Source organism: Streptomyces sp. NPDC088553 (genome assembly GCF_044752965.1).
GTDB lineage: Bacteria > Actinomycetota > Actinomycetes > Streptomycetales > Streptomycetaceae > Streptomyces.
Window position 1 is genome coordinate 484,920 of record NZ_JBIVMG010000002.1, and the last position, 25,114, is coordinate 510,033.

A 25,114-nucleotide genomic window follows, 5' to 3' on the forward strand; every position below is an offset into this window, starting at 1 on the left:
GGCCGGGGAGGAGGGCGACGGGGCTCTCACCTCACCCGTTAGAGGTGTGTGTCCGACCGATTGGCGGCCCGTCCCGGCGGAGCGACACCCGGGTGACGCGCCACGCGGCTCGGCGAAGAGCGGAGCTCCTCCCGGCGGCACGAGGGCGATGTCCGGTGCGCCATGCGGGTGGCTTCGCTGGGGTCACCGGTCCGCTGCGAGCGAGGCCGCTTCCGCCGAGCGGGCGTACTCGGTGGGGGTCTGGCCGTAGCGCTTCTTGAAGGCTCGGGTGAAGTGACTGCCGTCCGCGAACTGCCAGTGTGCGGCGAGTTCCGAAATACTCAGGCGCCCTGACGGCGAGGCAAGGGCGAGCCGGGCCTCATGCAGTCGCCGGTGGCGGATGTAGGTGGTCACCTGCTCCCCCACCGCGGCGAATGCCCGGTGCAGCGTCCGGACGGAGACGTTGAGTTCACGCGCGAGCATCGCCGGAGAAAGTTCGGGATCAGCGAGCCGACGCTGCGCGAGGTCCTTGGCCGCCTGGGTGAGCGCGGGAGCCAGCCGGGGTTCCACGTCGTCGAACCGGCCCTTGGCCACCGCCTTGGTCAGCTCGATCAGGGTCCCTTGGGCGGCTGCCACACCGGCCGGGCCGAGGTCGGCCACGGTGTTGTGAATCATGTCTGCGAGGGTCGTCAGCAAGCGCATCTCGGCCGAGTCCGCCGGCCCGGTGACGACCCGGTTCCCGAGCAGGGGTTTGAGCTCGTCGGGGGGCAGGACGAGGAACTTCGCCGTGAGGTGCGCCGTCGTCTCGAAGGCCGTCAGGCGCCCGAGGTGCCGGACGAGGAACTGCCCTGCCGACACGGTCTGGTCGCCGTGACCGGGCGGGCCGCCCAGAGTCCACGCGCCGCGCCGCACGACGTACATGGCGACCAGATCCTGATCGCCGCCCGGGACGTCCGCGGTCCGGGTTGCCGACGCGGCGTGAAGATCGGCGATCGCCGCGCCGTGCACCTTGGCCACGTTGCCCTTGACCCGGAAGTCACCCATCGTGTCCGGGCTGAAGGCCGGCAGTTGGAAGACATCGTCGCCGACCTGTGTCTCCCACCCGCGCCGGAAGGCGTCGAGTCCCCCCGGTGCGGAGCCCGGGGTGGTCGAGTCCACCGCGAACACCCCGCGCGCGCCGTCGACCTCGGCTCCCGTACCGTGCATCCCTCGCCGACCCCCTCGTACTCGCTGCTTCACACGCCGTCCTGTGGTGATCGTGGTCCGCAGGACGCCCCCATGACTCATGTGGACGCCGTGCCAATCTTCCTATGGACGGCTCGCGTTGCAGCGGTCGAGAGGCGGAGCTGGTACTTCTGGCTCGGCGAGCGGAGCTGATCGCCCGAGTGCGCGCCGCGGAGCTCGGTTCGCCCCGGGCGGCCGCGATCGTGTCCCACCGGGCCCCATCCGTGCCGGTACCGGCTCCGGTCACCCGCAGCCTGCGCGGCTCGGCCGTCAGCGGGCGATCGAGATCGCGAAGGGGGTGAATCCGGTGGACCGGATCACGTGCGGGACGAAAAGTATCGCGGCCTCCGTGGCACGGGCGGTCCGGATCCCGCCGAGATCGGTGATCCATTCCTTGTGCCAGCCGAGGTCGACGAGCAGTTCACTGACGGTCCGCTTGGCCTGCGGGTCCTCGCCGGAGAGGAAGGCGGTCGGCGTCTGGGTGAGCGTGGCGGGCGCGGTCATCACGGGGAAGAGCATGGTGTTGAGGGTCTTGACGACGTGCGTTTCGGGGAGTGCTTCCTGGAGCTGTTCGGCGAGGCTTGAGCCGGGGTGGATGAGGTCGGCGGGCAGTCCGTCCGGTCCGTCGGTGGTGGCGTTGGAGACGTCGATGAGGATCGTGCCGCGCAGCTCGTCGCGCAGGGCGGCGAGACGTTCCAGGGAGCCGGCGCCCGGGGTGGCGTTGATGACGATCCGGGCCGTCCGGGCAGCGTCGGCGGCGGCCCCCGGCGCGCGGTCCGCGACGGTCACCTCGTGCCCGGCCCGGGTGAGGGCCGCGGCCAGGTTGCCGCCGACGCGGCCGTTTCCGAGTACTGCGATCGTGGTCATGGTGATGTGGTCCTTGCGTGGGTGCGGGGTGTGTGCGCGGGGTGTGTGCGCGGGGTCAGCGGGAGAGCGTGGCGACGGCCTCGGCGTGGACACCGGGCGCGGCGGCCAGGAAGCTGTCGCTCTGCGGGGTCCAGGGGCGGCCCTCGGCGTCCGAGATCTGTCCGCCGGCCTCGGTGACGAGCAGCGCGCCGGGCAGCAGGTCAGCTCGGGCGCCGGCGAACTGCCAGAAGGCGTCGATCCGGCCGGCGGCCACGTTCGTCAGGTGCAGGGTCGCGGGCACGGCGGTGCGGACGACGAGCGCGTCGAAGAGCATCGCGGTGATCGAGGAGCCGACGCGCCGCACGACCTTCTCGTCCTCGTCCGGCCGGGCCTGGCTGGTGGCCACGATGCTCAGGCCGAGGTCCGCGGTACCGGAGACGCGCAGCGGCCGGCCGTCGAGGTGGGCCCCGGCGCCGGTGAGCGCGGTGTAGGTCTCGCCGGTCAACGGCAGGTGGACCACGGTGAGTACCGGCTTGTTCTCCCGTACGAGGGTTGCGGTCACCGCCCAGTCCGGCAGCGCGTGCAGGTGGTTGACGTTGCCTTCGGCCGGGTCCACGACCCACCACTCGCCGGGCGGCAGCGCCCCGCCGTCCAGCTCGTCCTCCACCCAGCCGGCCGCCGGGCGCAAGCTCGTCAGACGAGGGCGCAGGATGTCGAGTGCCGTGCTGTCGTTGACGGCGAGCGCTTGCACCAGCTCTTCGCGGGTCTCGAAGCGGACCACATCGCCGAAGCGCTCGCGCAGCGCCGCACCGGCGGCGCGCACGGCGATCACGGTGCGGTCGAGCAGGTCGGCGTCGGAGGTGGCGGTGTCAGTGGTCTGAAGCGTTTCGGACATGGTGGTGCTCCTGTCTGAGGGGGTGATGGGGTCGTTCGGGGCCGAACCGCGCGTTCTTCTCACGCTCTCGTCTCGAAGGGCTTGCACGTCACCGCCCGCGCGGTGAGCCCTCGAAGGGCTTGCACGTCACCGCCCCACGGTGAGCCGGAGACTGGGCCGCGTGCGGCGCACGACGAGGGGATGAGGCTCTCTTCAGATCGGCCCTGTGCCTCGCTCGGGCGTCTCCGGGCCCGGCGCGCAGAAGGCGTGGAACCGGCTGATCAGCAGCGAGCGGGCTCCAGTGGAGCAGGACTGCCCGGAGGCAGGCTGCGCGCGCTGCCGGTGCTGACGGGCACCGTGGTGGCCCGGTGGCGAACGATCACCTTGATCCGGCGGGACCGGGCGCGCCCGGTCCGGCCACTGCCGATCACCCTGTCGGGGATGCCCATGTCGGTGCCGGTACCTGCGGTGGCGGCCATGCGGCTGGACTGCTCCTGCTTCACGCGCTTCTCGTCCTTGGTGTGTACCCGTCCAGGAACAGCCCTGGTTTCCCTTCTGCCGTCGAATCCTAGGAATCCCGACACCGCACGCTCTTGAACCTCCGCGACGTTCGTTCGGAACCTCAGCGCCATACGAGCGGCCGGACGGTCGGCGTCACACAGCACGGGGTCAGGCCGCTGGTACGCGCCGGGCGGCCGCCGACAGACCGCGGGCGACCGGAAAGGGGTGTCCACTATGTGGAACGGCGTCTGGGACGATTCCACCCGGTGCTAGCGTGCACCTCATGCAGCACACCGCCACCCTCGCCATGATGCGAATGATGCCCCCGCCCCCGGAGGCGCTTCGCTAGCGAAGCCGTGTGCGCGCAGGACGCGACGGACCCTCCGGAGACGGAGGGTCCGTTTTTTGTCGTCCCAGCCCGCCACCGAGCCCGTCGGATCTGCGCCTCGCACCCCACCCACCCCGTGTCCTCCCTCGACAGAAGGGCGAAGTACCGCCATGCCCCTTCCCCCGGTCGTCTCCCTCACCGACTGCGCCGACCCCAACGCGCTCGCCCGCCAGTCCACCCGGATCGCCGCCCTCTTCGGCTCCACGCCGACCGTCCTGCCGCTCGGCGGGCCGGACCCGGAGGGCGCCGCCGCCCTCACCCTGCTCGACCTCCTCCGCTCCACGGACCTGATCGGCGGCCCGAGCCGACCGGTCGTGGTCCTCGTCAACATCGCGCCGAGGGACGGGCACTGGCCCAACGGTGTGCCCTTCTGTTCCTTCCGTCACGGGAACCATCTGGTCGTCAGCACGCTGAACCAGCGGGTCCTCGCCCCGCTCGCGACCTACCTGGGTCTGACGGAGGTCCAGGTCACCGATGTCCGCGAGGCGCTGGAAGCCGCCGCCGCCGACTGGGCCGAGCTGACGCCGGCCGAGATCGAGGAGATGGTGCGCACCCAGTTCCGGAGCCTCTGGTACGCGCCCCTGCTGGCCCGCTGGCTGGTGGACGGCCACCCCGTTCCCGCGCGGCCGACGGCGGTGCGCCCGTCCGTCGCCGATGACGTGCGGATCGCCGTCGTCGACAACTTCGGCAACTGCAAGCTGGACCGCCCGGCCGCCGAACTGCCCGGCTACGGAACCGCCGAGAGCCTTCTCGTACGCAACCGGCTCGACGGCCGCGACATCCGGGTGCGCTGTTACGACCGACTCCCCGACGTTCCCCTCGGCGAGCCCGGAATCACCGTCGGAAGTTCCGGGGTCGGATTCGCCGAACTCGTGGTCCGCGGCGGTTCCGCGGCGGAGGCATTCGGACTGCGCCAAGGCGACCGGGTATTCCATCTCACCAGCTGACATGTTATCAACGCGTTACCCAGGCAACGGTGTTCCCGATTGACGCCGGTCTCCGTGAACCGGAATGCTGAAAAGCATGTCCGGAACTCTCCTGCTGGTACGCCGCCGCCACGTGGACAACGTGCGCTGTGCAGCCGATCTGTGTCGCTGAGCACACCGCACCGGCCCTCTTTCCCGTACCTTTCCCGGACTTCTCCCTAAGGACCTCCGATGTCCCGTACCCGCATATCCCTGACGGCCTCCGCCGCCGCCCTCGTCGCGCTGGCTGCGGCCGGCTGCGCGCCGCAGCCGCAGAACACCCCCGGAGCGGCCGGCTCCAAGGACGCCGCCGTGTGCACGACGGACAGCCCGAGCCTCCACAAGCGCGGCCGGCTCACGGTCGCGACCGACTCCCCGGCCTATGAACCGTGGTTCGACAGCAACACCCCGTCGAACGGAAAGGGCTTCGAAAGCGCCGTGGCCTATGCGGTGGCCGAAAAGCTGGGTTTCGAACGCGACCAGGTGAAATGGGTCGTCGAGCCTTTCGCCCATTCGTACGCCCCCGGACCCAAGGCCTTCGACTTCGACATCAACCAGATCTCCATCACGCCGCAGCGCGCGAAGGCCGTCGATTTCTCCACCAGTTACTACACGGCGAATCAGGCCATCCTGGCGCTCGACGGATCCGCGCTCGCGAAGGCCACGTCCCTGAGCGCCTTCAAGGACGCCAGGATCGGCGTGCAGGTCGCGACCACCAGCTACCAGGCCGTGCTCGACCAGATCAAGCCCTCGAAGCAGCCGAGCGTCTTCAGCACCACCAAGGACGAGGTCACCGCGCTGCGGAACGGTCAGATCGACGCGATCGTCACCGACCTGCCCACCGTCTTCTACCTGGCCGGGGCGGAGCTGGACAACGGCGAGATCGTCGGCCAGTTCGGCTACGCCGGCGGCACCCCCGAGAAGTTCGGTCTGCTGCTGCCGAAGAACAGCGGGTACACCTCCTGCGTCAACCGGGCACTCGACAAGCTCAGGGCCGACGGCACGCTCGCCAGGCTCACCACGCAGTGGCTCTCCGCCTCGGCGAACGTCCCCGAGCTGAAGCGATAACGGGCCGGCTGTGGACATCAGCAAGACGGCCGCACCGGACCGGGCGGCCACCTCTCCGGGCACGCCCGACACCGGCTACCGGCCCAGCGACCACGAACGGGAGCGTCAGCGGTACCGCCGCTCCCGCAAGCGCCGCCACACCTGGGTCTCCGCCCTCTGCACCCTGCTCGGCCTGGTGGCGGTGGGCGCGGCCGCGGTGGCCTCACCGGGCTGGGAGCGCGTCGACAGTCTGTTCCTGGACGGCGCCGAGCTCCGCTCCGCCTTCCCCGACCTCCTCCGGGGCTTCTGGCTCAACATCCAGATGTTCCTCGTCGCCGAGGTGCTGATCCTCGTCCTGGGGCTGCTGATCGCCCTGGTACGGGTGACCCGCGCACCGGGTCTCCAGCCGCTGCGGCTCGCCGCCACGGTCTACGTGGACGTCTTCCGCGGCGTACCGACCCTGCTGCTGGTCTTCCTCGTCGGCTTCGGACTGCCGGCGCTGCAACTGCAGGGCACGCCCTCCGAGCCCTGGCTCCTCGGCGTGATCGCCCTCACCCTCTCCTACACCGCGTACGTCGCCGAGGTGTTCCGCGCGGGGCTGAACTCGGTCCACCCGGCCCAGCGGAACGCCGCCCGGGCCCTGGGCCTCAACGAGCGGCAGACCCTGCGGCACGTCGTCCTGCCGCAGGCCGTGCGCAACGTGCTGCCGCCCCTGCTGAACGACTTCATCGCCCTGCAGAAGGACACGGCACTGGTCGCCGTCCTCGGTCCGCTCGAAGCGCTGCGGGCCGCGCAGATCAAGGCGGACTACGACTTCAACTACACCCCGTACCTGGGAGCGGCCCTCTTGTTCATCGCGGTGACCATCCCGCTGACCCGTTTCGCCGACCGGCTCCAGCGGCGGGCGGCCCAGCGCACCTGGGCGGGGGCGGTCCGATGAGCGAGCCGCTGCTGCGCATCCGCGGCCTCCGCAAGCAGTACGGGGAGCGCGTGGTGCTGCGCTCGATCGACCTGGACGTCGCCGAGCACCAGGTCGTCTGTCTGATCGGCGGCTCGGGTTCGGGCAAGTCGACCCTGCTGCGCTGTGTGGACCTGCTGGAGGTCGTCGACGACGGGACCGTCCACCTGAGCGAGACCGAGCTGACCGATCCCCGTCTCGACCCCGACGTCGCCCGCCGTCGGATCGGCATCGTCTTCCAGGCGTACAACCTCTTCCCGCATCTGAGCGTGCTGGACAACATCACGCTCGCGCCCCGCCAGGTCCACGGCGTCCCACGCAGGAAGGCCGAGGCCTCGGCCCGCGAGCTGCTCGACCGCCTCGGACTCGCGGACAAGGCGCACGAACATCCCGACCGGCTCTCCGGCGGACAGCAGCAGCGGGCGGCGATCGCCCGCGCCCTGGCCACCGAGCCGGAGGTGCTGCTCTTCGACGAGATCACCTCGGCCCTCGACCCCGAACTGGTCGGCGAGGTCCTGGACGTCGTCGCCGACCTGAAGCGGCGCGGCCTGACCATCCTGATGGCCACCCACGAGATGGACTTCGCGCGGAGGGTCGCGGACCGGGTCTGCTTCCTGGAGGGCGGCGTGATCGTGGAGCAGGGCACCGCGGAGCAGGTGCTCACCGCTCCGCGGGAGCAGGCCACGCGGCGCTTCCTCGCCCGCGCGCTCGACCGTTCCTAGCGCCGTCTCCCGAGGATCGCGGAAGCCGGTCCCTCCCCCTGCCGCGGGGAGGGACCGGCTTCCTCCGTCCGGTGGAGCGCCGGCTCCAGCCCCCGTCAGGTGTGCGGTACGACCGCGACAGGACAGGAGGCGTGGTGGATGACGGCGTGGGTGACCGATCCGATGTGGGCGCCCCTGGCTGCCCTTCGCCGGCCGAGGACCACGAGGCGGGCGTCCGACGCGGCCTCGATGAGGTGCTCGGCTGCCCGTCCGTGAGCGGACACCTCGACCACCTCCGTCTCCGGAAACCTGTCCCGGAACGGCCGAATCGCGTCGGCGAGCGCTGCCGCCCTCTCGTCCTTCGCGGCAGCCCCGGGGTGGTGGACGAACGATTCGTGCCACGTGTGCACCACTTCCAGCGGGACGCGGTGCCGCCCGGCGAAATCGAACGCGAAGTTCAGGAGCTCGTCCTTGACCTCGTTCACATCCAGGCCGAGGACCACTTTCCGGCGGCTGTCGCTCCCGGACGCAGTGGAGCCTTCCTTCTCGTATCCGGGGCGAACGAGAACCACAGGGCGCCGTGCTTCCGCGACGACCTCCTGTCCCACCGAACCGACGATGAACCCGCGGACGCTACCCAGCCCATGGGAGCCCACGACGAGCATCTCCGCTTCGGCGGCGGCGCCGAGCAGCACGCTGACGGGCGCGTCCTCCACCTCGTCAGCGGTCAGGGCGAGGTCCGGCTGCCGGGATCCTCAGAGCCGTCCACTCCCACAGTGACAGGTCGGGACACGCTGCTCTCCTCGTCTCGGGCCATCGTCGACAGGCCCTCGCCGGGCGCCGATGGGCATCCGTGTGCGAGGGCACTTGGTCGGGAAGCTACCGAGTCGGTGAAGCAATGGTGTGTACGGCGTTCGGCGACGCTGCCGAAGTACTCCGTCCGGCGGAGGCCGCCGGGACGCCCGCTCTTTCGCGGTACGGGGGACCCGCTCGTTCAGGGAACTTCCGCCCAGCCGCTTCGGACGGCGTGGGCTCCGAGCTGCATCCGGGTCCTGACTCCGGCCAGGTCCATGAGGTGACGCAGGCGCCGGTGCAGCGTACGCGGCGACAGACCGAGTTGTGTCGCCGCGGTGAGGTCCGTCAGGCCGGCCAGGAGCAGGGCGAGAATCCTTCGGTCGAGGTCGGTGGGACCCTCCGTACCGACCTCGACGGTCGGATCGGTCTCTCCGCCGTTGCCCAGTTCGAGGGGGCGGGCTGTGCGCCACACCGTCTCGAAGAGCGCGTCCAACGCGTCCAGGAGACCACTGCGGTGCAGCAGCACGGCACCGGGTTCTCCCGCCGCCGTGACCGCGAGCGGGACGAGTCCGAGGTCGGCGTCGGCCAGGACGAGTTTCATCGGCAGTTCGTCGGCGACCCTCAGGTGCACGCCCTTCCCCAGGGAATCGATCGCGTCGTCGACGATGCCGGGTTCCGCCAGTACGGCCCGGTCCAGCACGGCGCGGAAGTGCACACCCCGGCCGATGGCCACGGGTTCGGCCGTGTTCTCGTCGGGTGGCAGGGCGACGAACGGCGCGGTGATGAAGGAGCGGACCTGCGTGCGGGCCGCCTGCTGTACCTGGAGGAATCGATGCCGGATGGCGTCGACGCCTGTGACGACCTCGATCAGGTCGCTGATGCTGCTCCCGGTCATCGCCGCCCGGTGTTCCTCGGCGAAGGCCGCCAAGGCGTGCTCGGCCATGCGCAGGCCGTCCCGGCGCTGGCTGATGAGGGCGCCGAGGGCCATGGCCGGCGGCGCGGCGGTGAACCGCTCGTCCGCCGACCTGGTCGCCAGTCCCCACTCGACGAGGCGCGACAACGCCTTGTCCACGTGGGCCTGCGACAGGACGGTGAGGTCGGCGAGGAGGACCGCGGTGGAGTCCGGCCGTCCGAGCAGTGCCCGGTAGACCCGCTCGTCGTCGGGATCGAGGCCAAGAACATCCAGCATCGGCGGTCGACTCTCCTCCGCTTGTCGCAGCGGTGAGAGTATGCGCCAAGGCGGCAGACCTTGAACAGTCCCTGCTGGGAGCGGGTCCGAGGGGAGGGGCCCCGGGGAGTCGCCGCCCCGGGGCCCGACGGTGCGGTTCATCGCAGACCGTACGCCCGGATGATCTCGTTGCTGACGCCGAAGCCGCTGTCCGTCCCGGCGCTCGCGCGGAGCGAGACGAAGCCGCCGGGCTTCCTGGCCGTCCTGAACGAACCCGTCCAGGTGCCGTCGGCCCGCTTGGCCAAGGTCACCTTCTGCCAGTCGGCGCCGTCGTCGTACGAGACGTCCAGCCTCACCTTGGTGACGGTGCCCGGCACGGTGCCGAGGTCCATGGACACCGGCTTGAGCGTGATCTTCTGGGTCGTGCCGGCCTTGACGTCGCCGTGCAGGTCCGTCTCCAGCCTGTAGTCCAGGTTCAGCACCGAGAACGGCTCGAAGAAGTCCGAGTCGACGGTGTCGGACAGGAAGGTCCACTCGGTGTGGGTGCGCGTCGACAGCCGGAAGGCGTCAGCGGGCCGTTCCACGTCGAGGACCGCGCGGTAGGGGCGGTTGCCCGCCGGTACCTCCACCCACTGCATGTCCCCGCTGACGGGGTTGTCGTGGATCAGGGTGTCGCCCTGGAAGATCCGCAGATGGGACGGCGTCTCGCCCCACGGGAGGTAGCCGCCGAGACGCATGGTGTCGCTGGCCGAGGCCCACGCCTGCACGTTCCAGGTCATGTAGTTCTGCCAGCGGGAGTTGTACACGCCGAAGGACTCGCTCTGGGCGGGCCGGACCGCCGGGGCGAACCAGTCCAGTCGCGTGGTGCTGCCCTTGGCGTAGGTGTTGTCGCCCGACACCATCGACCACGGCAGCGGTCCGTCGACGCCCTGCGTGTGGAACTCCCTCCAGACCTGGCCCGGAGTCACCCATTCCGTGCGGGTGCCCGGGTGCCGCTCGAGCTCGGGCATGTTGAACGACGGGCTGAGGGTGAAGTCGGACCGGTACCCTTCCGCGAGCCGTCCGCCGGCCGCCGCGTAGTAGCGGGCGTCGATCCTGGCGAGGTCACCCTTGCTCGGCTTGTAGACCAGGGCACGGTCCGGCACCTGGCCGGGGTAGTTCCGGGTCAGGTCGTAGACGAACGGCGTGTGCTCGGTCTGCGTCACGGTCAGCTTGAGGACGCCTGTCCTGGCCATCGCCACAAGGCCCTTGCCCGCGTCGCGGTGCACGGTGGCGACGGGAATGGCCGACTCACCGACGTACTCCATCAGGCCACCGACACCGTCGTTGACCACGATCAGCGCCTTGGCGCCGGCCGCGACCGCGGCCTCGGTTCGTTCCTGCGGCGTGACCTCGTCGCTCCGCTCGACGACGACGATCCGGCCCTTGGCCGTGACCTTCTCGTACGCGTCGGCCGCTCCGTTGCCCGCGTAGACGGCCGGCAGCGTGTCCGTGCCCGTGCCCAGCGCGCTGCCCGCCTGAACCCGCGCCTCGAACGGGAGTCGGCCGCCCGACGCGCTCAGGCCGAGCTGCGGCTCGCCCTTGCGCCAGCGGGTGACCAGCATGAACTCGCCCTGCTTCATCGGCTCCGTCGGCGCGACGTAGACGTCGTCGTACGTCGGCGGCAGCACGTACGCGCTGCGGTAGTCCGTGTACGGGTCGAGGCCCGCGTAGTGGACGTTGAAGTCGACCTTGCGCTGACGGTCCTCGGTGCGCTCCGGGGCCTCGGTCTGGAGGAGACGTGCCTTGCTCGCGTCCAGCACGACGTCCGCGGAGCCGTCCTTGAGTACGGTCTCCGGGTCGACGAGCACGGCCAGACCCGAGCGGTCCGCCTTCTCGCCCGCCACGTCGAGGTACCCCGCGACGGTGTACAGGCCGGGTGCCATGCGCATGGTGGTCGAGCCGTCGACGTAGACCTGCCACGGCCAGAAGTCGCCGGCCAGGTTGATCGTGACCCAGCCGGCGCCGGGCTTGCCGTCCCGTCCGACCAGCTTGATGTTCAGGTCGTAGCGCTCCTCCTCCTTGAGCAGCGCCACGGACGTGCGGGTCACCGGCTGCCCGGTGGCGGCGTCGGTGGCTGTCACGTAGCCGACGTGCCGGCCTGCCGAGACGGCTCGCGGGTCACCGGTCACCGGGACGGCGGCGGTGCCGCCCGCGGGGACGGTGAGCGTGGTGGCTCCCAGCGTGAACGGGCCGCCGTCGTCGGACAGCGCCAGGTTCAGCGTGGCGTCGGCGGAGCCGGTGTTGGTGAAGGTCAGGTCTTCGGTGACGGCGCCGTCGCTGGTCTCGTGCGGCCAGGTGTAGTTGCCGAAGAAGAGCGATCCGGTGGCGCGGACCGTGGTGCGCACGGCGGCGGCGACGTCGAGACGGCCGGTGCCGACCTCGTACGGCGAGTACCCGCCGTCCAGGCCCTTGGCGGTGCTCATCAGGTGTTCCTTGAGCTGCGCGCCGGTCCAGTCCGGGTGCCGCTGGGCCAGGATCGCCGCCGCGCCGACCACGTGCGGGGTGGCCATCGAGGTGCCGCTGATGGTGCGGTACAGGCCCTCGCCGCCGCCGGTCATCTCCTGGGAGCGGACCGCGGTGATGTCCACGCCGGGCGCCGCGATGTCCGGCTTCATGCCGCCGGAGTAGGCCAGCGGGCCGGTACTCGAGAAGGACGCGAGTCGGTCCTGCTTGTCCGTGGCCGCCACGGTCAGCGCCGAGGCGGCCGCGCCCGGGGCGGAGATGCTCTCCGGGCCGGAGTTGCCGGCGGCTATGACGAACAGCGTGCCGTACTGCGCGGAGAGCGCGTCGACCGTCTGCGACATCGGGTCGCTGCCGTCGGTCGGGTAGGAGTCGCCGAGGCTCATGTTGACGACGTCCGCGCCGGATTCGGCGGCCCACTGCATGCCGGCCATGACCCAGGAGTCCTGGCCGTATCCCTCGGCGCCGCCGAGCACCTTGCCGACGAACAGGTCGGCGCCAGGGGCGACGCCCTTGTTGTCACCCCCGGAGGCGGCGCCCGAACCGACGATCGTGCCGGCGACATGCGAGCCGTGCCCGTTGACGTCGGTGACGGCCTCTCCCGGCACGAAGCTCGCCGTGCCGTCGATCAGGCCGGCGAAGTCGGGGTGGTTGACGTCGATGCCGGTGTCGAGCACGGCGACCTTGACGCCCTTGCCGTCGTAGCCGGCCGCCCAGGCCTCGGGCGCGCCGATCAGCGGCACGCTCTCCTTCAGACTGGCCTTCACGCGGCCGTCGAGCCACAGCTTCGCCACACCCGCGCCCAGCGACGGGCTGCCCTGCCGCGCGACGGCGTTCCAGAAGGTGCGGGTCTGCCGCTTCTCGGTGCTGAGCGCGGCGCCTCGGATTCCCTTGAGCTTCCGGGTCAGCTTGCTGCCCCGGGGGGCAGTGGGTTCGACGGCCGCGCGGGACTTCGGCTGGGTGTACGTCGCGATCAGCGGGACCGCGGCCGCCTTCGCGTCGTCGTACCCCATCTCGATCAGGTCGGTGACGTTGAACAGCCGGCGGTCCAGCGTGTCCGCACCCAGAAGCGGCGCCGCTTCGTCCGGGATGACGAAGAGGTCACCCATGATCTCCTGGAGCTTCACGCCGCCGACGGCGCTGTCGGGCCGGTCGACTTCGGCGATCTGCTTGCCGTCGGCCGTCGTGGTGACCGTGACGACGTCGCCGGTGACCAGGGTGACCTTGTGGGTCGCCGAGGGCTTGGCGGGGACGGTGGGCCTGGCCGGAGCCGCCTGCGCGTGTGCCTGCAGCGCTAGGAGCCCCGAGGCCAGCAGGGGCACCACCGTGGCCGCCGCGATCAGCTGCCGGCGTCCGCGCCGGAAGGCAGAGGGATGAGAAGGGGAGTTCATGGCATGGGTCTATCGACCGGTGCACACCGTCGTGAAGGCCTGATGGCGGCAAGTCCTCGCCATGGCAAAGGCTTGTCACCGTGAACCGCGCGATTCCGGGCGGAAAGACGTGGCAGGTCGCGGGTACCGACATGCGGCGGACGACGACGGGGGTCAGATTGGAGATATCCGACCCGCCGGACGGAGACGCCCCGGCGGGCAGACGACATGGAGGAGCTTGTCAGGCCATGGCGCGCGAGGAAGCGACAGGTGAGTCGCCGCGGCTGGTTCTCGTCGTCGGCGTGGCCGGGTCGGGCAAGTCGACGGTGGGGCGTCTTCTCGCCGAGCGGCTGGGCTGGGCGTACCGGGACGCGGACGCGTTCCATTCCGACAGCAACCGCGCCAGGATGGCCGCCGGCCATGCCCTCACGGACAGCGACCGGGAGCCGTGGCTGGAGGCGATCGGGGCGTGGATGGACCGGGCGACCGCGGCCGGTCAGCGGGCCGTCGTCGCCTGTTCGGCGCTCAAGCGTCACTACCGGGACACGCTGCTGGCAGGGCGTCCCGGCACGGTCCTCGTGTACCTGCACGGCTCGCGCGAGCTCCTGGAGTCGCGGCTCGGGGCGCGCCACGGTCACTTCTTCCCGGCGGGCCTGCTGGACAGCCAGCTCGCGGTCCTCCAGGAGCCGGAGCCCGACGAACACCCGTTGGTGGTGGAGATCGACCGGCCTCCGGAGGCCGTCGTCACGGCCGTGCTGTCGCTGATGCGCCGGGAACCCCCTGCCGGGGCACCGGGGGAAGGGCCGGGCACGGAGCGGCCCGTCCGCACCGCCGCGCGCGACGGCTCTTCCGCGTCCCCCAGCCCCACAGGAGGGTCGTGGCGGTTGGTCCGGGGCGAGCAGAGCGCGGAAGTGGTCCAGCTGGGCGGGGCCCTGCGCGCGTACGTCGTGAACGGCCGACCTGTGCTGGACGGGTTCTCCACGGGGTCCACCATCACGGGCGGGCGCGGGCAACTGCTCGTCCCCTGGCCGAACCGCGTGGGCGGCGGACGCTACCGCTTCGACGGCAGAGATCTCCAACTCCCCCTGACCGAGGTGGAGAAGGACAACGCGATCCACGGACTGCTGCGCTGGACCCTGTGGGAGCCACTCGCCCGCACCGATGACTCGCTGATGCTCGGCACCACGCTCTGTCCCCAGCCCGGATATCCGTTCCTCCTCGACGTCCGTGTCGAGTACCGGCTGAGGGCCGAAGGGCTCAGGGCCACGGTCCGGGCCACCAACAGCGGTACCGAACCCGCGCCGTACGGTGTGGGCCAGCATCCCTATCTCACGGTCGGCACCGATCTCGTCGACAGCGTCGTGCTGACGCTTCCCGCGCGGACCCTGCTGCGTACCGACGACAGGGGCCTGCCCATCGGCCAGGCGCCCGTCGACGGCACCGCGTACGACTTCCGCACTCCCCGCCCCATCGGCGACCTGCGGCTGGACACCGCGTTCACCGGGCTCGAGCGCGATCATGACGGGCGGGCGGTCGTGCGGCTGGCGCACCCCTCCGGACTGCGAGGCGTCGATCTCTGGCTGGGCGACGGCACCCGCTGGGTGCAGGTGTACACGGGCGACACCCTGGCCGAACCCGAGCGCCGGCGACGGGGAGTCGCCGTGGAGCCCATGTCCTGTCCGCCGGACGCCTTCCGGAGCGGCGCGGACCTCACCGTCCTGCAACCGGGCGCGACCCACGTGCTCCGCTGGGGCCTGAGCCCCTGGGGATACTCGTGACCCCGTCCGTGGAACCGTCGAGGACGGGCGACATGACCGCGCACGATTTCCGGGCGCTCCACGAACGGCTCCGGAACCAGGCGGCGCCTCCGGCGGTGGACGGCCGGTGCGGGACGCTCCGCCATCTGACACCTGAGCGGGTGGCGTCGGCGGCCTCCGAGGTCCGTATCGGACGCACCGTGTCGATGGCGGCTCCCATCGAGACCGTACCGGCCCCCGACGACCCTGTGCCCGCCGTGCACCGCATGACGAGCCCGGGCCCGCGCGAGCTCGGCTCCGACGGACTCCACTTCGCCACCGACCGCTTCGCCATGAACGTGCACGGTGACGCGGACAGTCATCTCGACGCCCTGTGTCATGTGGTGTTCGACGGAGAGCTCTACGGCGGGGTGCCCGCGAGCACCGTGACGGCCGAGGGTGCCCGTCGGCTCTCCGTCGACCTGCTCGGGAACGGCATCGTCGGCCGCGGTGTCCTGCTGGACATCCCGCGGCTGCGCGGCGTGCCCTGGCTGGACCCGGGCGACCATGTGACCTCGGGCGACCTGACGGCCGCCGAGGCCGCGCAGGGGGTCCGTGTCGGACCGGGCGACCTCCTGTTCGTCAGAGTGGGGCATCGTCTTCGGCGCGACGAACTCGGGCCGTGGGACTCGGCCGCGGCACGGGTGGGTCTTCACCCGACCGCCGTGGAGTTCCTGGCCGAGCGCGAGGTCTCCGTTCTGGGCGGAGACGGCAACAACGACACCGCACCCAGCGTCGTGGAGGGCGTCGCCTTCCCCGTGCACGTCCTTGCCATCCACGCCCTGGGGGTCCCTCTCATGGACTACCTGCGGTTCGAGGACCTCGTCCCGGTCTGCGCGCAGGCCGGGCGCTGGAGTTTCCTCTGCGCGGTCGCCCCCTTGCGGCTGACCGGTGCCACGGGGTCGCCCGTGAACCCCATCGCGGTGCTGTGAACAGGCCCGGCGGCGCCTGGGACCGCCGCGGTGCTGCGAGGAAGGCCCCCGCCTGCCAGGGCCCCGCTCCGGTCGCCGTCCACGAGGAGGGCGGCTACTTTCGAGGGAGGTGGGCCGGCCGGACCCCCGCCCGCGGGGTGCCAGGTGCCTGACATCAGGTCGGGGCCATGATTCCAAGGACGGTGGTCGCCGTGGGCGACGCCACTCACTTCGACGTCATCATCATCGGCACCGGCGCCGGCGGAGGCACCCTCGCCCATCGGCTCGCGCCGTCCGGCAAGCGCGTCCTCCTTGTCGAACGCGGCGGCCACCTTCCGCGTGAGCGGGACAACTGGGACTCGACGGCCGTGTTCGTCAGGGGCAAGTACCGCGCGCCGGAGTTCTGGCTGGACCGGAACGGCGACGAGTTCCCGCCCGAGGTCAACTACTACGTCGGCGGCAACACCAAGTTCTACGGGGCCGCCCTCTTCAGGCTGCGTCCGGAGGACTTCGGCGAGATCCGTCATCACGGCGGCATCTCGCCCGCCTGGCCGATCCGCTACGAGGATCTGGAGCCGTACTACACGCGGGCCGAGCACCTCTACCTCGTCCACGGTCGGCACGGCGAGGATCCCGGCGAAGGTCCGGTGAGCGCGCAGTACGCCCATCCGCCGGTGGAGCACGAGCCGCGCATCCAGCAGTTGAGCGACGATCTCGAGCGGCGCGGCCTGCACCCGTTCCACCTGCCGATCGGCGTCGATCTGAGCCAGGAGAACGGCGGGCGGGCCACCCACTCCAGCGTCTGCATCCGGTGCGACCGGGTCGACGGCTTTCCGTGTCTGGTGCGCGGGAAGTCCGACGCCGAGGTGATCTGTGTGGAACCGGCCCTGGAGCACCCGAACGTCGAGATGGTCACGCACACCCAGGTGGTCCGTCTGGAGACGGATGCCCGGGGACGCAGGGTCAGCGCGGTCGTCGGCCGGCTGCCGGACGGTTCGGAGGTCCGGTACACGGCGGACATCGTGGTCGTCTCCTGCGGGGCGGTCAACTCCGCGGCGCTGCTGCTGGCCTCGGCGAACGACCACCACCCCCGTGGCCTCGCCAACAGCTCGGACGTGGTCGGCCGCTTCTACATGCGGCACAACAACCTCGCTCTGATGGCGGTGTCGAAGGAACCCAATGACACCCGGTTCCAGAAGACCCTCGCCGTCAACGACTGGTACCTCGGCGCGGACGACTGGGACTTCCCGCTGGGCGGCATCCAGATGCTGGGCAAGTCGGACGCCGAGCAGATCCACGGCGAAGCCCCCCGATGGGCCGGTGCGGTGACACCCGACATGCCGTTCGAGGTGCTGGCGCGTCACGCCGTCGACTTCTGGCTGTGCGGTGAGGATCTTCCCCTCGCCGACAACCGGGTCACTCTCGACGGCGACGCCCGCATCCGTCTCACGCTCGACGAGAAGAACAACATCGAGGGCCTGAAGCGGTTGAGGCACAAGCTGCAGGGAATGCTGGGCCACCTCGGCATGCACGAGCATCACCTGCTGTCGCGCAGCATCTATCTGCACAAGGGCATGCCGATCGGTGCGACGGCGCACCAGGCGGGCACCGTTCGTTTCGGCACCGACCCCGCCGCCTCCGCGCTGGACGTGAACTGCAAGGCGCACGACCTCGACAACCTGTACGTCGTCGACACGAGTTTCTTCCCGAGCATCGGCGCGGTCAACCCGTCCTTGACGGCCATCGCCAATGCCCTGCGCGTCGGGGACCACCTCGCGGCCCGGCTGGGCTGAGACCGGCGCGGCCCGGCCTGGGGTGGTCCGTCCGGACGAAGATGCTGGGCTCAACGGCCCAAAGGCGATGCGGAGGAGATGCCGACCGCCTCATCGGGTGATTGCGTGAGATGCCCGGCCGCGCCGGAGCCGGGCCCGGGGCGACCGCCCAGCGAGGAGGCAGGGAATGGATTCCACTGTGGGGGCACCGCGGGATGTGATCCCGGCGCGTCTGCTGCACGGCCAGAAGGCTCTGGTCACCGGCGCCAATTCGGGCATCGGGAAGGCCACGGCCATCGGTCTGGGCCGAGCCGGTGCCGACGTGGTCGTGAACTACGTGGCGGGGCGTGAGGCCGCCGAGGAGGTGGCCGCGGAGATCGCCTCGTTCGGGGTGCGCGCCGCGGCGTACGAGGCCGACGTGTCCCAGGAGGACCAGGTCGTCGCCATGATGGACCGGATGGTCCAGGAGTTCGGCACCATCGACGTTCTCGTGGCCAACGCGGGACTGCAGCGGGACGCCCGGCTCACGGAGATGACGCTGGCTCAGTGGCAGAAGGTCATCGACGTCAATCTCACCGGTCAGTTCCTGTGCGCCCGGGAGGCGGCCAAGGAGTTCCGGCGCCGGGGCGTGGTCCCCGAGGTCTCCCGCTCCGCCGGGAAGATCATCTGCATGAGTTCGGTGCACCAGGTCATCCCGTGGTCGGGGCACGTCAACTACGCGTCCTCCAAGGGCGGGGTGCAGATGATGATGCAGACCCTGGCCCAGGAGCTGGCACCCGAGAAGATCCGGGTGAACGCGGTCGCCCCGGGGGCGATCAGGACGCCGATCAACCGCGCGGCCTGGGAGACGCCGGAAGCGCGTGAGGACCTCCTGCGGCTCATCCCGTACGACCGCATCGGCGATCCCGAGGACATCGCGAACGCCGTCGTCGCGCTCGCCTCCGACCTCATGGACTACGTGGTGGGAACCACCCTGTACGTCGACGGCGGCATGACCCTCTTCCCGGGCTTCGCCACGGGCGGATGACCGTCTCCCGGCCCGTCACGTCCACGAACAGCGAAGGCTTGCATGTCCACGTCGCTCCACCTGCTGGCGGACGCCCCTGCCCAACTCCTGCCGGCCCGGGAACTCATGGCCTTCACCCTGGCCTCTCACATCATCCTGGTACCCCTCGGCGTCGCCTTCCCCTTCATCACCCTGGTCATGCACTACCGCGGGCTGCGCCGCCAGGACGCCACGGCGCTGCTGCTGGCGCGGCGCTGGTCGGCCGTCATGGCGGTGCAGTTCGCGCTCGGCATCGTCACCGGCACGGTGCTGTCCTTCGAGTTCGGTCTGCTCTGGCCCGGCCTGATGGGACGGTGGGGTGATGTCTTCGGCATCGGATTCGGCGTCGAGGCCTGGGCCTTCTTCCTGGAGGCCGTACTCATCGCCATCTACCTCTACGGATGGCGGCGGCTGAAGCCGCGGACGCACTTCCTCCTCGGGCTGCCCCTGCCGTTCGCCGCACTGCTCGGAGCGTTCGGCATCCTGGCCGCAAACTCCTGGATGAACACGCCACAGGGCTTCTCGCTCGACTCCGGGGGCAACCCGGTCGACGTGAACGTCTGGAAGGCGATCTTCACACCGATGTTCGGCCCGCAGTACTGGCACTTCGTGGTGGCGATGATCATCACCGCGGGCTTCATGGTGGCCGGTGTCTACGCGACGGGCTGGCTGCGCGGCCGCCGGGACCACTACCACCGGCTCGGCTTCGCCGTTCCGTTCACCATCGCCGCGGTCGCCGCCCCGGTCCAGTTCGTCCTCGGCGACTCCATCGCCCGGTCGGTGTTCCACAAGCAGCCGGTGAAGTTCGCCGCCCTGGAGATCGTCTGGAAGACCGACACCAGGGTGCCGGAGTACCTCTTCGGGCGTCTGCACGAGGACGGCACCGTCTCCGGCGGCATCAAGATCCCCCTGCTCGACTCGGTACTGGCCGGGTTCAGTCCGGACACCGAGGTGGTGGGGCTGACCTCCGTCCCGGCGGACCAGCGCCCCACCGCGACGCAGGCGACCATCGCCCACTGGGCCTTCGACATCATGGTCCTGATCGGATCCGTGCTGGTGCTGCTCGCCCTCTGGTACGGCTTCGTGTGGTTGCGGCACCGCCGGCTGCCCGCCTCGGCGTGGTTCTACCGATCGGCGGCCTGTGCGGGCGTGGCCTCCGTGGTCGCCGTCGAGTGCGGCTGGATCGCCACCGAGGTCGGACGCCAGCCCTGGATCGTGTACCAGAACATGCGGGTCGCCGAGGCGGTGACGTCGACGCGCTCCACCACCCTGTGGATCATGCTCGCTGTGGTGATGGTGGTGTACCTGTTCCTCTTCGGCTCGTTCCTCGTGGTCCTGCTGAAGATGCGCACGCGATGGCGCCTCGCCGACCGGCAACAGGCCGCGGCGGGTACGGGCCTTCCGCCGGAGGACGACCTCCCCTACGGGCCGCGAGCCCCCCTTCCCGTGGGAGACGCACCTCCCGCCGGAGGCGGGGCCGGCCGGCACGGAGGTGACCGCTTGTGACGGCCGACCTCATCGCCGTGGTCCTGCTCCTGGCCGTGACCGCGTACGCCTGCGCCGGTGGCACGGACTACGGGGCCGGCTTCTGGGATCTGACCGCCGGAGGGACGGAACGCGGTCGGCGCCCCCGGTGGCTCATCGACCACGCCATGGCTCCCGTGTGGGAGGTCAACAACGTCTGGCTGATCTTCGTCCTCGTCATCATGTGGACGGGCTTCCCCGTCCTGTTCCAGACCGTGTTCTCCGCGATGTGGCTCCCGCTGGCCCTGGCCGTCGTGGGCATGGTGCTGCGGGGTGCCGGATTCGCGCTCCGCAAGGCCTCACGCCGGCTCGCGGGCAGGCGTCTCTACGGCGCCGTGTTCGCCGTGGCCTCGCTCGTCACGCCGTTCTTCCTCGGTGCCGCCGTCGGCGGGGTCGCGTCGGAACGCGTGGCTCCCGGCACCGAGGCCTCGGCCGACGTCTGGACCAGCCCCACCTCCCTCGTGTTCGGACTCGTCGCCGTCGCGACCACGGCCTTCCTCGGCGCGGTGTTCCTGACCGGGGACGCCCGCAGGTTCGACGCGCCCGACCTGGTCGGCTACTTCAGGCGGCGGGCGCTGTGCAGTCTCGCCGTGCTCACCGCGCTCGCGGTGGTCACCGGCTTCGTCACCCACGAGGACGCCCCCTATGTGTGGCGCGGACTCACCCACGGCCTGGGGTTGCTCTTCGTCGTCGTGGCCGGAGCAGCCGCCCTCGCCACGGCGGTGCTGCTCCTGCGGCCCCCGAGCACCTGGACGCGTGTCACGGCGACCGGCGTCGTCGCGTCGGCCGTCATCGCCTGGGGCATGGCCCAGCGCCCCTATCTGCTCCCCACCTCGCTGACCGTGGCCGACGCCGCGGGCTCGCCCGCCACGCTGACGTGGCTGGCGATCGTCACCCTGGTGGCCCTGGTACTCATCGTGCCGGCCGTGGTCCTCCTGTACTGGCTGGACACCCACGGCGAGCTGGAGGAGCTCACCGACGCCGAGCTGCGCGGGGAGAGGAAGCCGCTGTGACCGACGACGAGATCCTTCTCGGACTCGCCCTGACGGTGGTGCTCGCCACCGGATCGCAGATCCTGGCGAGCAAGCTGCGCGTCCCCGCCCTCATCATCCTGCTTCCCGTCGGGTTCGCCGCCGGCGCGATGACCGACGTCATCCACCCCGACAGACTGCTGGGGCCGGACTTCTCCGCGATCGTGTCGCTGTCCGTCGCGGTGATCCTCTACGACGCCGGCCTGGGACTCGACCTGCGCAAGCTGGCCCGCCACACCCGAGGGATCGTGGGCAGGCTGCTCGTGTACGGCGTGCTGCTCACGTTCCTCGTCACCGGGGCGGTGGCACCGGCGATGTTCGACATGCCCCTACGGGTGGCCGCGATGCTCGGGATGATCCTCGTCGTCTCCGGGCCCACCGTCGTCGGGCCGATCCTCGACTTCGTGCGGCCGAGCGACAAGGTGCGGCGCATCCTGATCTGGGAGGGAACGCTGACCGACCCGATCGGCGCCATCCTCGGCGCGCTCACCTTCCACGCGGTCGCCTCGTCGCACCAGATCGACATCGGCCGGGGCTACCAGCTGGGCCAGTTCCTGCTCAGCCTCGCCGTCGGGCTCGCGGGCGGGGCCGTGGGGACCGCTCTCCTGTGGTTCACGCTGCGCACCCTGCGACTCGGCGAGACCCTGGGAACACTGGCACAGCTCGCCATCGTGATCGGCGTATCGGCGGGTTGCGACATCGTGCGGGACGACACGGGACTCATCGCCGCGATCGTCGCGGGCCTCGCCGTCTCCAACATCCGCGGCTTCGACATGCCCGCCCGCCGCCCTTTCCTGGAGACCCTGGTCCAGCTGATCATCGGGCTGCTGTTCGTCTCCATCTCCTCCACCGTCACCCCGTCGTCCCTGGTGCCGGTGCTCCTTCCCGCGCTCGGTCTGGTCGCGATCCTCGTCCTGGTGGTCCGCCCGGTCGTGGCCTTCGGCGCCGCGGCACACACGGACCTCTCACGCGGCGAGCGCGCCTTCGTCGGATGGATGGACCCACGCGGCATCGTCGCGGCGGCGACGGCGTCGGCCTTCTCCGCCGGCCTGGTGGAACGGGGCGTGCCCGGGGCCGCGAAGGTCCTCCCCGTCACCTTCCTGGTGATCGTGGGGACCGTTCTGCTCTACGCCCTGACGGCGGCACCGGTGGCCAGACGGCTGGGAGTCGTCAAGGCGGAGGGCACCCGCGTCCTCCTGGTGGGCGGCGAGCCATGGGTGGTCGACCTGGGCAGGACCCTGCGGTCCGCGGGCCTCGACGTGCTGATGTGGGCGGGACTCGACGAGGAGAGAGAACACATCAAGCAGGCGGGGCTGGAGCTGGCCAAGGGCGATCTGCTGGCCACGGCCATCAATCCGGGAGCTCGGCTGGAGGGCGTGACGGCCGTCTTCCTGGCCACCGACGACGACGACTTCAACGCGCTCGCCTCGATCGTGATGCAGGACAACGTCGAGGGTCCCGTCTACCGGGTGGGGCCACCGCACGACAGCCACGGCGTGGTCGCTCCGTACACCGGCGGCGACATCCTCTTCGGCCACTCCCTGGTCCGGCACGTCCTCGCGGAGCGCTACGGACGGGGTGCCCGGTTCACGGTGCAGCCGGCCGCCGCCCCGCTGCCGCCGGAGTACGACACCCTCTTCGTGGTACGGGCCGACCAACGGCTGGAGCCCGTCACGGAAAGGCGGAAGAGCGTGCCTGAGGACGGTGACACCGTCGTCCTCCTCGGACCCGCGCCGGGCACGACGACCACTCCCCCGCCCTGAGAACTCACTCCCAGAACCCGCTCCGCGGCTCCGCGGGCTACGTACCGCCCGGCCGGTTGCCCTGGAGCATCGAGTCCAGGGTGATGGCGGCGTCGATCAAGGCCAGATGGGTGAAGGCCTGGGGGAAGTTGCCCAGCTGCCGTCCCGTCAGATCGATCTCCTCGGAGTACAGCCCCAGGTGGTTGGCGTAGGTGAGCATCTTCTCCAGCACCAGCCTGGCCTGGTCGAGGCGCCCGGCCCGGGCCAGCGCGTCGACGTACATGAACGTGCACAGCGAGAAGGTTCCCTCGGAGCCGCGCAGCCCATCGGGGGACGCCTCGGGGTTGTAGCGATAGACCAGGCTGTCGCTCACCAGCTCCCGCTCCATCGCGTCCAGGGAGGACTGCCACATCGGGTCGTCCGGGGTGATGAAGCCGACCGTCGGCATGCGCAGCAGCGCCGAGTCGAGCACGTCGTCGCCGTAGTGCTGCACGAAGGCCTGCTTCCCCGGGTCCCAGCCGCGGTCGTACACCTGCGCGTAGACCTCGTCCCGTGCGTCGACCCACCGTCCGCCGGCCGCGGGTCGGCCGTCGTCGTAGGCGATCCGCACGGCACGGTCGAAGGCCACCCAGGACATCACGCGACCGTAGGTGAAGTCCTTCCGGCCCCCGCGCGTCTCCCAGAGTCCCTCGCCGGGCTGGTCCCAGTGGTCGACCAGCCAGTCGAGCAGGGTGTGCAGGGCCTTCCAGCCACCGCGGTCGAGATGCATGCCGTGCTCGTGCGCGAAGTAGATGCTGTCGAGCGCCTCGCCGTAGATGTCCAGCTGGAGCTGGGTCGCCGCTCCGTTGCCGATGCGGACCGGGGCGGAGCCGCGGTATCCCTCCCAGTGGCCGAGGGTCTCCTCGACCAGGTCGGCCGAGCCGTCGACCCGGTACATGATGTTCAGCGGGCCCGAACCGTTCTCATGACCGGCCTCCTGCTTGACCCGGTCGTGCAGCCAGTTGATGAACGCGGACGCCTCTTCCTTGAATCCGAGGCCCAGCAGGGCGTACACGGAGAAGGACGCGTCACGGATCCAGGTGAACCGGTAGTCCCAGTTGCGCTCCCCGCCCAGTTGCTCGGGGAGCCCGGCCGTAGGTGCGGCGACCAGGGCGCCGGTCGGTGCGTAGGTCATGAGCTTGAGCGTCACGGCCGAACGCTCCACCGCCTCCCGCCAACGGCCGGAGTACGTGGACTGTCCCAGCCAGGAGCGCCAGAAGCGGACCGTCTGGTCGAAGAGGCGCTCGAACTCCTCCAGGCGGACCTCGCGCGGAGGCCCGTCGGGGGCGGATTCCATGACCAGGCCGCGCTGCTCGCCTGCCCTCAGGCTCAAGGAGAAGCGCAGGTCTTCGTCGTCCCCCGGGAGGATGCTCATCAGCCGCTCGTCCTGCGGCTCACGGACGGCGTGTACGGCCAGGTCCAGGTGCTCCGAGGTGAACAGGGCGCCGTGCTCGGAGATGTGGAGCTCGTGCGACGCGCGGCCGTAGTCGAAACGTGGCGCGATCTCCCCTTCGAACGTCATGCTGCCGCGCACGCAGCGCAGGAGGCGGACGATGCGGTGCCGGTCCGTCGCCGTGGTTCCGGTCACCGGCATGAAGTCCACGACCTCCCCGGCCCCGGCCTCCGTCATGAAGCGCGTCACCAGGACAGCCGTGTCAGGGTGGTAGAGCTGTCTGGTCGTGTACGTCTCGGCGACCGGCCGCACGGTGAAGTGGCCGCCCTTCCGCCGGTCGAGCAGCGCGCCGAAGACGCTGGGCGAATCGAACCGAGGGCAACAGAACCAGTCGATCGTCGCATCGGTCGTCACGAGCGCCGCGGTCTGCAGATCACCGATCAGGCCGTGGTCCTCGATCAGGGGATAGTGCTCCATCGCGGGCCCCTTTCAGCCCCGGCCGACCACGTGCGGGCGCGCCTGCGCGCCGGGGTGAGGTGGACC

At 70.6% G+C, this 25,114-nt stretch carries 19 protein-coding genes; 11 read left to right on the plus strand and 8 right to left on the minus strand.

Features of this window, described 5'->3' with window-relative positions:
- Nucleotides 1-183: 183 nt before the first annotated feature.
- From ACIP8Z_RS07385 to ACIP8Z_RS07400, 4 genes are all read right to left on the minus strand, one after another.
- The gene (locus ACIP8Z_RS07385; RefSeq protein ID WP_402079903.1) at nt 184-1,185 is read right to left on the minus strand and encodes a helix-turn-helix domain-containing protein; all 1,002 of its coding nucleotides are present in this window, start codon (nt 1,183-1,185) and stop codon (nt 184-186) included.
- A 288-nt stretch (nt 1,186-1,473) separates the two neighbouring features.
- Nucleotides 1,474-2,070 (minus strand): NADPH-dependent F420 reductase, encoded by a 597-nt coding sequence (locus tag ACIP8Z_RS07390; protein ID WP_402079905.1) that lies wholly within the window; start codon nt 2,068-2,070, stop codon nt 1,474-1,476.
- A gap of 55 nt (nt 2,071-2,125) precedes the next feature.
- Nucleotides 2,126-2,944 (minus strand): inositol monophosphatase family protein, encoded by an 819-nt coding sequence (locus ACIP8Z_RS07395; RefSeq protein WP_402079907.1) that lies wholly within the window; start codon nt 2,942-2,944, stop codon nt 2,126-2,128.
- Between the two features lie 260 nt (nt 2,945-3,204).
- Entirely contained in the window at nt 3,205-3,426 is a 222-nt protein-coding gene (locus tag ACIP8Z_RS07400; protein ID WP_402079910.1) for a hypothetical protein, read from the minus strand.
- 496 nt (nt 3,427-3,922) lie between these two features.
- Between ACIP8Z_RS07400 and ACIP8Z_RS07405 the strand changes: the two genes are divergently transcribed.
- The 4 genes from ACIP8Z_RS07405 (at nt 3,923) to ACIP8Z_RS07420 (ending at nt 7,504) form a co-directional block, all read left to right on the plus strand.
- A complete protein-coding gene (locus tag ACIP8Z_RS07405; protein ID WP_402079913.1) occupies nt 3,923-4,759 on the plus strand; it encodes an SAM hydroxide adenosyltransferase in 837 nt (278 codons plus the stop codon).
- A gap of 210 nt (nt 4,760-4,969) precedes the next feature.
- A complete protein-coding gene (locus ACIP8Z_RS07410) occupies nt 4,970-5,845 on the plus strand; it encodes an ABC transporter substrate-binding protein (RefSeq protein WP_402079915.1) in 876 nt (291 codons plus the stop codon).
- 10 nt (nt 5,846-5,855) lie between these two features.
- A complete protein-coding gene (locus ACIP8Z_RS07415; RefSeq protein WP_402079918.1) occupies nt 5,856-6,764 on the plus strand; it encodes an amino acid ABC transporter permease in 909 nt (302 codons plus the stop codon).
- Nucleotides 6,761-7,504, plus strand: coding sequence for an amino acid ABC transporter ATP-binding protein (locus ACIP8Z_RS07420; protein WP_402079920.1), 744 nt, complete (start codon nt 6,761-6,763; stop codon nt 7,502-7,504). Before ACIP8Z_RS07415 ends, ACIP8Z_RS07420 begins: the two co-directional genes overlap by 4 nt.
- A gap of 95 nt (nt 7,505-7,599) precedes the next feature.
- Here the strand turns inward: ACIP8Z_RS07420 and ACIP8Z_RS07425 are convergent, their stop codons facing one another.
- From ACIP8Z_RS07425 to ACIP8Z_RS07435, 3 genes are all read right to left on the minus strand, one after another.
- Complete coding sequence (locus ACIP8Z_RS07425) at nt 7,600-8,214, minus strand: universal stress protein (RefSeq protein WP_402080809.1); 615 nt, start codon at nt 8,212-8,214, stop codon at nt 7,600-7,602.
- 263 nt (nt 8,215-8,477) lie between these two features.
- Entirely contained in the window at nt 8,478-9,467 is a 990-nt protein-coding gene (locus ACIP8Z_RS07430) for a transcriptional regulator TrmB (RefSeq protein WP_402079922.1), read from the minus strand.
- Between the two features lie 137 nt (nt 9,468-9,604).
- Nucleotides 9,605-13,339, minus strand: coding sequence for a S8 family peptidase (locus ACIP8Z_RS07435; RefSeq protein WP_402079924.1), 3,735 nt, complete (start codon nt 13,337-13,339; stop codon nt 9,605-9,607).
- 227 nt (nt 13,340-13,566) lie between these two features.
- On the opposite strand from ACIP8Z_RS07435, the gene ACIP8Z_RS07440 reads away from it, so the two are divergent.
- The 7 genes from ACIP8Z_RS07440 to ACIP8Z_RS07470 all read left to right on the plus strand — a co-directional run bounded on the left by ACIP8Z_RS07440 (nt 13,567) and on the right by ACIP8Z_RS07470 (nt 23,160).
- Entirely contained in the window at nt 13,567-15,096 is a 1,530-nt protein-coding gene (locus ACIP8Z_RS07440; RefSeq protein WP_402079927.1) for a gluconokinase, GntK/IdnK-type, read from the plus strand.
- A gap of 32 nt (nt 15,097-15,128) precedes the next feature.
- The gene (locus ACIP8Z_RS07445; protein WP_402079930.1) at nt 15,129-16,046 is read left to right on the plus strand and encodes a cyclase family protein; all 918 of its coding nucleotides are present in this window, start codon (nt 15,129-15,131) and stop codon (nt 16,044-16,046) included.
- A 167-nt stretch (nt 16,047-16,213) separates the two neighbouring features.
- Complete coding sequence (locus tag ACIP8Z_RS07450; protein WP_402079932.1) at nt 16,214-17,818, plus strand: GMC oxidoreductase; 1,605 nt, start codon at nt 16,214-16,216, stop codon at nt 17,816-17,818.
- Between the two features lie 166 nt (nt 17,819-17,984).
- Entirely contained in the window at nt 17,985-18,824 is an 840-nt protein-coding gene (locus ACIP8Z_RS07455; protein WP_402079935.1) for an SDR family oxidoreductase, read from the plus strand.
- A gap of 42 nt (nt 18,825-18,866) precedes the next feature.
- Nucleotides 18,867-20,348: a cytochrome ubiquinol oxidase subunit I gene (locus tag ACIP8Z_RS07460; protein WP_402079937.1), complete on the plus strand. Its 1,482-nt coding sequence runs from the start codon at nt 18,867-18,869 to the stop codon at nt 20,346-20,348.
- Entirely contained in the window at nt 20,345-21,379 is a 1,035-nt protein-coding gene (locus tag ACIP8Z_RS07465) for a cytochrome d ubiquinol oxidase subunit II (RefSeq protein WP_402079940.1), read from the plus strand. The genes ACIP8Z_RS07460 and ACIP8Z_RS07465 overlap by 4 nt, the downstream gene beginning before the upstream one ends.
- On the plus strand, nt 21,376-23,160 hold the full coding sequence (locus ACIP8Z_RS07470) for a cation:proton antiporter (protein ID WP_402079943.1): 1,785 nt from the start codon (nt 21,376-21,378) through the stop codon (nt 23,158-23,160). Before ACIP8Z_RS07465 ends, ACIP8Z_RS07470 begins: the two co-directional genes overlap by 4 nt.
- 37 nt (nt 23,161-23,197) lie before the next feature.
- Here the strand turns inward: ACIP8Z_RS07470 and ACIP8Z_RS07475 are convergent, their stop codons facing one another.
- Nucleotides 23,198-25,048 carry a glycoside hydrolase family 15 protein gene (locus tag ACIP8Z_RS07475; RefSeq protein ID WP_402079946.1) on the minus strand — a complete coding sequence of 617 codons (1,851 nt, stop codon included), beginning with the start codon at nt 25,046-25,048 and terminating at the stop codon, nt 23,198-23,200.
- Nucleotides 25,049-25,114 lie beyond the last annotated feature (66 nt).